The organism is Streptomyces sparsus (genome assembly GCF_054776295.1).
In genome coordinates, this window is record NZ_BAAHCA010000176.1 from 1 (window position 1) to 7,280 (window position 7,280).

Genomic DNA, 7,280 nt, shown 5'->3' on the forward strand with positions numbered 1-7,280 from the left:
CGCCGTTCCCGGCGGAGGGGAACGGCGCGGCGGCTTCGGGGCGGGGGAGGGCCCGGGGGCCGGCGGAGGAACTAGCGGAGGAACTAGCGGATGAAGGGGTCGACGGCGACGGCGACGAACAGCAGCGACACGTAGGTGATGGACCAGTGGAACAGCCGCATCTCCTTGAGCTTGGTGCCGGTGATGCCGGCCTTGGCCCTGGAGTGCAGGGCGTGCGCCTCCCACAGCCACCAGCCGCCGGCCACCGCCGCCACCAGCGGGTAGAACCAGCCCACGTAACCCAGCGGCCACAGCGCCAGTGAGACGGCGACCATCACCCAGCTGTAGAGCACGATCTGCCGGGCGACCGTGCGGTTCGAGGCGACGACCGGAAGCATCGGCACGCCGACGCGCGCGTAGTCGTCCTTGACCTTCATCGACAGCGGCCAGTAGTGCGGCGGCGTCCAGAAGAAGATGACCAGGAACAGCACCAGCGCGGCCCAGCTCAGCTCGTTCGTCACCGAGGACCAGCCGATGAGCACCGGCATGCAGCCCGCGATGCCGCCCCACACGATGTTCTGCGCGGTGCGGCGCTTGAGGATCATGGTGTAGACGACCACGTAGAACAGCAGTGCGCCGAGCGACAGCGCGGCGGACAGCCAGTTGACCAGCAGGCCGAACCACAGCGTGGAGACGACCGCGAGGGTGAGCCCGAAGACGAGGCCCTCGCGCGGCGACACCACACCGGTCACCAGGGGGCGGTGCGCGGTGCGGGACATCAGCGCGTCGATGTCCCGGTCGATGTACATGTTCAGCGCGTTCGCGCCGCCCGCCGAGAGATAGCCGCCGAGACAGGTGGTGAGTACCAGCCAGAGGTCCGGTACACCTTGCGCGGCGAGGAACATCACCGGGATGGTGGTGATGAGCAGCAGTTCGATGATCCGGGGCTTCGTCAGGGCCACGAACGCCTTGATCCTGACGCCGAAAGGTGCCCGGCGGCCGGGTCCCGTTTCGAGCGTCCCCGCGGGACGGGATTCGACGGCCGTCACGAACACCCCTGATCACAGCGACATCCGCGGCGAGGTGCCGCGGGGGAACAAGCGAGTACCGGCGTGCAGACCCGGTGGAGGACTCGCACGTACCACGCCACTTTAGACGCCCGCCGGATGCCGCCCGCGCCGGGGGTCGCTCGTGTTGGCCGCGGCGAACGCCGCCTCCGGCCCGCCGCCGTCACCCGTCCGCGCCCCGCCCCGAACGCCGGTCGTCCGAGGTCGGGCAGGTGCGGTTTCCGTGCCCGGGCCGGCGGGTACCCCGGGCCGACGACGGAGCGAGCACCCGGCCCCGCACGGGCCCGGGGGGAACGAGCGCGTCGTCGAGGGAACGGTGGTGAGTGGTCCGGAGGAACAGCGCGTACCACTGAACGGTGGTCCGCGGATGAACGGGTGACCAACGTCCGAACACGCGAAAAGCTGTGTGACCTGTCAGGGGTAGGCTCGACAGCGCCCGGTGCGGCACAGGTCACCGGCTTCCGTCATGTGGAGAGGAGCCCTGAGTCAGGGTGAGCAGCAAGCCGACCACCACACATCCCGAGTCGACGTTTCAGTGGACCGAACTGGACCAGCGCGCGGTCGACACGGTCCGTGTCCTCGCGATGGACTCCGTGCAGAAGGTCGGTAACGGCCACCCCGGCACGGCCATGAGCCTGGCGCCGGCCGCGTACGTGCTCTTCCAGAAGCTGATGCGGCACGACCCCGCCGACCCGCACTGGACCGGCCGCGACCGGTTCGTGCTCTCCGTGGGCCACACCAGCCTGACGCTCTACATCCAGCTCTACCTGGCCGGCTACGGCCTCGAACTGGACGACCTCAAGGCGTTCCGCACGTGGGGCAGCAAGACGCCCGGCCACCCCGAGTACCACCACACCGTCGGCGTGGAGACGACCACCGGCCCGCTCGGCCAGGGCGTCGGCAACGCGGTCGGCATGGCGATGGCCGCCCGCTACGAGCGCGGCCTGTACGACCCCGAGACGGCGCAGGGCGAGTCGCCCTTCGACCACACCATCTGGGTGTTCTGCGGTGACGGCGACCTCCAGGAGGGTGTGGCCGCCGAGGCGTCCTCGCTGGCCGGCCACCAGAAGCTCGGCAACCTGGTGATGCTGTGGGACGACAACCACATCTCCATCGAGGGTGACACCGAGACGGCCGTCTCCGAGGACACCCTCAAGCGCTACGAGGCCTACGGCTGGCACGTGCAGCGCGTCGAGCAGGGCGAGAACGGCGACCTCGACCCTCAGGCGCTGCACGAGGCCATGGTCGCCGCCCGCGCCGAGACGTCCCGTCCCTCGCTGATCGCCGCCCGGTCGATCATCGCCTGGCCCGCACCGAACGCGCAGAACACCGAGGCCGCCCACGGCTCGGCGCTCGGCGCCGAGGAGGTCGCCGAGACCAAGCGCGTGCTCGGCTTCGACCCCGAGCGCACCTTCCAGGTCGACGACGAGGTGCTGGCCCACACCCGCTCCGCCCTCGACCGCGGCCGTGAGCTGCACGGCGAGTGGGACAAGGAGCTCGCCGCCTGGCGCAGCGCCAACACCGAGCGCGCCGAGACCTTCGACCGGATCCGCGCCCGCCAGCTGCCCGACGGCTGGCGCGACGCGGTGCCCGGCTTCGAGCCGGGCAAGGACGTCGCCACCCGCAAGGCGTCCGGCGCGGTGCTCAAGGCCGTCGGCGAGGTGCTGCCCGAGCTGTGGGGCGGTTCCGCCGACCTCGCCGGCTCCAACAACACCACCATCGCCGACACGTCGTTCCTGCCCGAGGGCAACAGCCTGCCCGGCGCCCACCCCTACGGCCGCACCGTGCACTACGGCATCCGCGAGCACGCCATGGGCGCGGTGATGAACGGCATCGCCCTGCACGGCAACACCCGCATCTACGGCGGCACTTTCCTCGTCTTCTCCGACTACATGCGCCCCGCCGTGCGGCTGGCCGCCCTGATGAAGGCGCCGGTCACCTACGTCTGGACGCACGACTCGATCGGTCTCGGCGAGGACGGCCCCACCCACCAGCCCGTCGAGCACCTCGCCGCGCTGCGCACCATCCCGGGCCTGAACGTGGTGCGGCCCGCCGACGCCAACGAGACGGCGACGGTCTGGGCCGAGGTCATCAACCGGCACGCGCTGCACCCGGCGCCGCACGGCATCGCGCTGACCCGCCAGAACGTGCCGACCTACGCGCCGAACCAGGACGCGGCCAAGGGCGGCTACGTGCTGTTCGAGGCCGAGGGCGGCACCCCGCAGGTGGTGCTCATCGGCACCGGCTCCGAGGTGCAGCTCGCCGTGGAGGCCCGCGAGGCCCTCCAGGCCGCGGGCGTGCCCACCCGGGTGGTGTCCATGCCGTGCGTCGAGTGGTTCGACGAGCAGGACCAGGAGTGGCGCGACGCCGTGCTGCCGCCGTCCGTCCGGGCGCGGGTGGCCGTGGAGGCGGGTGTCGGCATGACCTGGCACCGCTTCGTCGGCGACGCCGGCCGGATCGTGTCGCTGGAGCACTTCGGCGCGTCGGCCGACTACCAGACCCTGTACCGCGAGTTCGGCCTCACCTCGGACGCGGTGGTGGCGGCTGCCAGGGAGTCGCTCGAAGCCGCAGCCCGCTGACGCCTGTTCCACCGACCCACAGGAGATGCAATTCCCATGACAGACGCACTCAAGCGCCTCTCCGACGAAGGCGTCGCGATCTGGCTGGACGACCTGTCGCGCCAGCGCATCACGTCCGGCAACCTCGCCGAGCTGATCGACCAGAACCACGTCGTCGGCGTCACCACCAACCCGTCGATCTTCCAGAAGGCCATCTCGTCCGGCGACGGCTACGACAAGCAGCTCGCCGACCTCGCCACCCGCGGGGTGAGCGTCGAGGAGGCGCTCCGGATGATCACCACCGCGGACGTGCGCGACGCAGCGGACATCCTGCGCCCGCTCTACGACGCCACCGGCGGCCGGGACGGCCGGGTGTCCATCGAGGTGGACCCGCGCATGGCCCACCGCACGGCGCCGACCGTCGCCGAGGCCAGGCAGCTCGCCTGGCTGGTGGAGCGCCCCAACACGCTCATCAAGATCCCGGCCACCGAGGGCGGCCTGCCGGCGATCACCGAGGTGATCGCCACCGGCATCAGCGTCAACGTCACGCTGATCTTCTCGCTGGACCGCTACCGCGCGGTGATGGACGCCTACCTGGCGGGCCTGGAGCAGGCCGACGCCAAGGGCCTGGACATCTCCCGCATCCACTCGGTGGCGTCCTTCTTCGTGTCCCGGGTGGACTCCGAGATCGACAAGCGGCTCGACGCGCTCGGCACCGACGAGGCGGCGGCGCTCAAGGGCAAGGCCGCAGTGGCCAACGCGCGGCTCGCCTACCAGGCGTACGAGGAGGTCATCGCCTCCGACCGCTGGAAGGCCCTGGAGGGCAAGGGCGCCAACGCCCAGCGCCCGCTGTGGGCGTCGACCGGGGTCAAGGACCCGGCCTACCCGGACACGCTCTACGTGACCGAGCTGGTCGCCCCGAACACGGTCAACACCATGCCGGAGGCCACTCTGGAGGCCACCGCCGACCACGGGAAGATCACCGGCGACACGGTCAGCGGCACCTACGAGCAGGCCAGGGCCGACCTGGACGCCATCGCGGCGCTCGGCATCCCCTACGAGGAGGTCGTGCACCAGCTCGAGGTCGAGGGCGTCGAGAAGTTCGAGGCCTCCTGGAACGAACTGCTGGCCTCCACCCAGGCCGAGCTCGAGCGTCTCGCACCGAAGGAGGCGTAGATCTGTTGAGCAGCGCTTCCGGCGGCAACGCCAATCCGCTGCGTGACGTCCAGGACCGGCGGCTCCCGCGCATCGCGGGGCCGTCGGGCCTGGTGATCTTCGGTGTCACCGGCGACCTGTCACGCAAGAAGCTGATGCCCGCCGTCTACGACCTCGCCAACCGCGGTCTGCTGCCGCCGGGCTTCTCCCTCGTCGGCTTCGCCCGGCGCGACTGGGAGCACGAGGACTTCGCGCAGGTGGTGCGGGACGCGGTCAAGGAGCACTCCCGCACGCCCTTCCGCGAGGAGGTCTGGCAGCAGCTCGTCGAGGGCATGCGCTTCGTGCCCGGCGTCTTCGACGACGACGAGGCGTTCCACACCCTCAAGCGCACCATCGAGGAACTGGACAAGGCGCGCGGCACGGGCGGCAACTTCGCCTTCTACCTGTCGGTGCCGCCCAAGTTCTTCCCCACGGTCGTGCAGCAGCTCAAGAAGCACGGACTCTCCGACGCGCCCGAGGGTTCCTGGCGGCGCGCCGTCGTCGAGAAGCCCTTCGGACACGACCTCAAGAGCGCCCAGGAGCTCAACCAGACCGTGCACGGCGTGTTCCGCGCCAGCGAGGTCTTCCGCATCGACCACTACCTGGGCAAGGAAACCGTCCAGAACATCCTGGCGCTGCGCTTCGCCAACACGATGTTCGAGCCGCTGTGGAACCGCAGCTACGTAGACCACGTGCAGATCACCATGGCCGAGGACATCGGCATCGGCGGCCGGGCCGGTTACTACGACGGCATCGGATCGGCGCGCGACGTCATCCAGAACCACCTGCTCCAGCTGCTGGCCCTGACCGCGATGGAGGAGCCGTCCTCCTTCGACGCCAAGGCCCTCGTCACCGAGAAGCTGAAGGTGCTCAACGCCGTCCGGCTGCCGAGCGACCTGGGCCGGCACACCGTGCGCGGCCAGTACGCCGGCGGCTGGCAGGGCGGCGAGAAGGTCCCCGGCTACCTGGAGGAAGAAGGCATCGACCCCGAGTCGAAGACCGACACCTTCGCGGCCGTCAAACTGGAGATCGACAACCGCCGCTGGGCGGGTGTGCCGTTCTACCTGCGCACCGGCAAGCGCCTCGGGCGCCGTGTCACCGAGATCGCGATCGTCTTCCAGCGGGCGCCCTACTCGCCGTTCGACACCACCGACACCCAGGAACTCGGGCAGAACGCCCTGGTCATCCGGGTGCAGCCGGACGAGGGCGTCACCATCAGGTTCGGCTCGAAGGTGCCGGGCACCTCGATGGAGATCCGGGACGTCACGATGGACTTCGCCTACGGCGAGTCGTTCACCGAGTCCAGTCCGGAAGCCTACGAGCGGCTCATCCTCGACGTGCTGCTCGGTGACGCCAACCTCTTCCCGCGGCACCAGGAGGTCGAGCGGTCCTGGGAGATCCTCGACCCCGTCGAGGAGTACTGGGACAACCACGGCAAGCCGGAGCCCTACACCGCCGGGACCTGGGGTCCCAAGGCGGCCGACGAGATGCTCGCACGCGACGGCAGGAGCTGGCGCAGGCCATGAACATCGACCTCACCGACACCACCTCGAGCCAGGTCAACGCCGCACTCGTGAAGGCCCGGCGGGCGGCGGGCTTCCCGGCCGTCGGCATGGTGCTGACCCTGGTCATCGTCACCGACGAGGGCAACCACTACGACGCGCTGCGGGCCGCCAACGACGCGTCCAAGGAACACCCCTCCCGGATCCTGGTGGTCATCCGCCGGCCCGGGCGCTCGCCGCGGGACCGGGCGAGAGCCCGGCTGGACGCCGAGGTGCGCCTGGGCGGGGAGACGGGCACGGGGGAGACGGTCCTGCTGCGGCTGCACGCCGAGCTCGCCGCGCACGCCCACAGCGTGGTGCTGCCCCTGCTGCTGCCGGACGCCCCGGTGGTGGTCTGGTGGCCGGAGGACGCCCCAGAGAACCCGGCGAAGGACCTGCTGGGTGTGCTCGCCCAGCGCCGCATCACGGACGCGGCCGCCAGCGAGGACCCGGTGGTCGCGCTCGACCGGCGTGCCGAGACCTACAGCCCCGGTGACACCGACCTCGCCTGGACCCGGGTGACCCCGTGGCGCAGCGTGCTGGCCGCGGCGCTCGACCAGCGGCACAGCACCCTGACCGCCGCGGTCGTCGAGGGCGAGGAGTACAACCCCAGCGTCGACCTGCTGGCCCTGTGGCTCGCGGCCCGGCTCCGGATCCCGGTGGAGCGTTACGTCTCCGCGGGCCCCGGTATCACCGCGGTCCGGCTGGACAGCGCCGAGGGCGAGATCTGCCTCAACCGCTCGGACAGCCCGGTCGCGCACCTCTCGGTGCCCGGCCAGCCGGACCGCCAGGTGGCGCTGCACCGGCGGTCCACCGCGGACCTGATCGCCGAGGAACTGCGCCGCCTCGACCCGGACGAGGCGTACCACGAGGCGCTCTGCCACGGGCTGAGCAAGCTGGACGGCGGCCCGACCCCCACCCCGGCCGGCCAGCCGGCACCG

General features: G+C 70.9%; 5 protein-coding genes. 4 read left to right on the forward strand and 1 reads right to left on the reverse strand.

What is annotated here, in order from left to right; all coding sequences use genetic code 11:
- Window positions 1-83: 83 nt before the first annotated feature.
- Window positions 84-1,028 (reverse strand): heme o synthase, encoded by a 945-nt coding sequence (locus tag ACYVE9_RS11215; protein ID WP_461027637.1) that lies wholly within the window; start codon window positions 1,026-1,028, stop codon window positions 84-86.
- 509 nt (window positions 1,029-1,537) lie between these two features.
- On the opposite strand from ACYVE9_RS11215, the gene tkt reads away from it, so the two are divergent.
- The 4 genes from tkt to opcA all read left to right on the forward strand — a co-directional run.
- Window positions 1,538-3,625, forward strand: a complete 2,088-nt coding sequence (gene tkt / locus ACYVE9_RS11220; protein WP_461027638.1) for a transketolase — start codon at window positions 1,538-1,540, stop codon at window positions 3,623-3,625.
- A 36-nt stretch (window positions 3,626-3,661) separates the two neighbouring features.
- On the forward strand, window positions 3,662-4,780 hold the full coding sequence (gene tal / locus ACYVE9_RS11225) for a transaldolase (protein WP_461027639.1): 1,119 nt from the start codon (window positions 3,662-3,664) through the stop codon (window positions 4,778-4,780).
- A 5-nt stretch (window positions 4,781-4,785) separates the two neighbouring features.
- Window positions 4,786-6,324 carry a glucose-6-phosphate dehydrogenase gene (gene zwf / locus ACYVE9_RS11230; RefSeq protein WP_461027640.1) on the forward strand — a complete coding sequence of 513 codons (1,539 nt, stop codon included), beginning with the start codon at window positions 4,786-4,788 and terminating at the stop codon, window positions 6,322-6,324.
- A partial coding sequence (gene opcA, locus ACYVE9_RS11235; RefSeq protein ID WP_461027641.1) for a glucose-6-phosphate dehydrogenase assembly protein OpcA occupies window positions 6,321-7,280 on the forward strand: 960 nt, incomplete at its 3' end. The genes zwf and opcA, both read left to right, overlap by 4 nt.

Bases quoted from the DNA above. Each gene is read 5' to 3' on its own strand.
- tal (WP_461027639.1), top strand. From the start codon at position 3,662: ATGACAGACGCACTCAAGCGCCTCTCCGACGAAGGCGTCGCGATCTGG.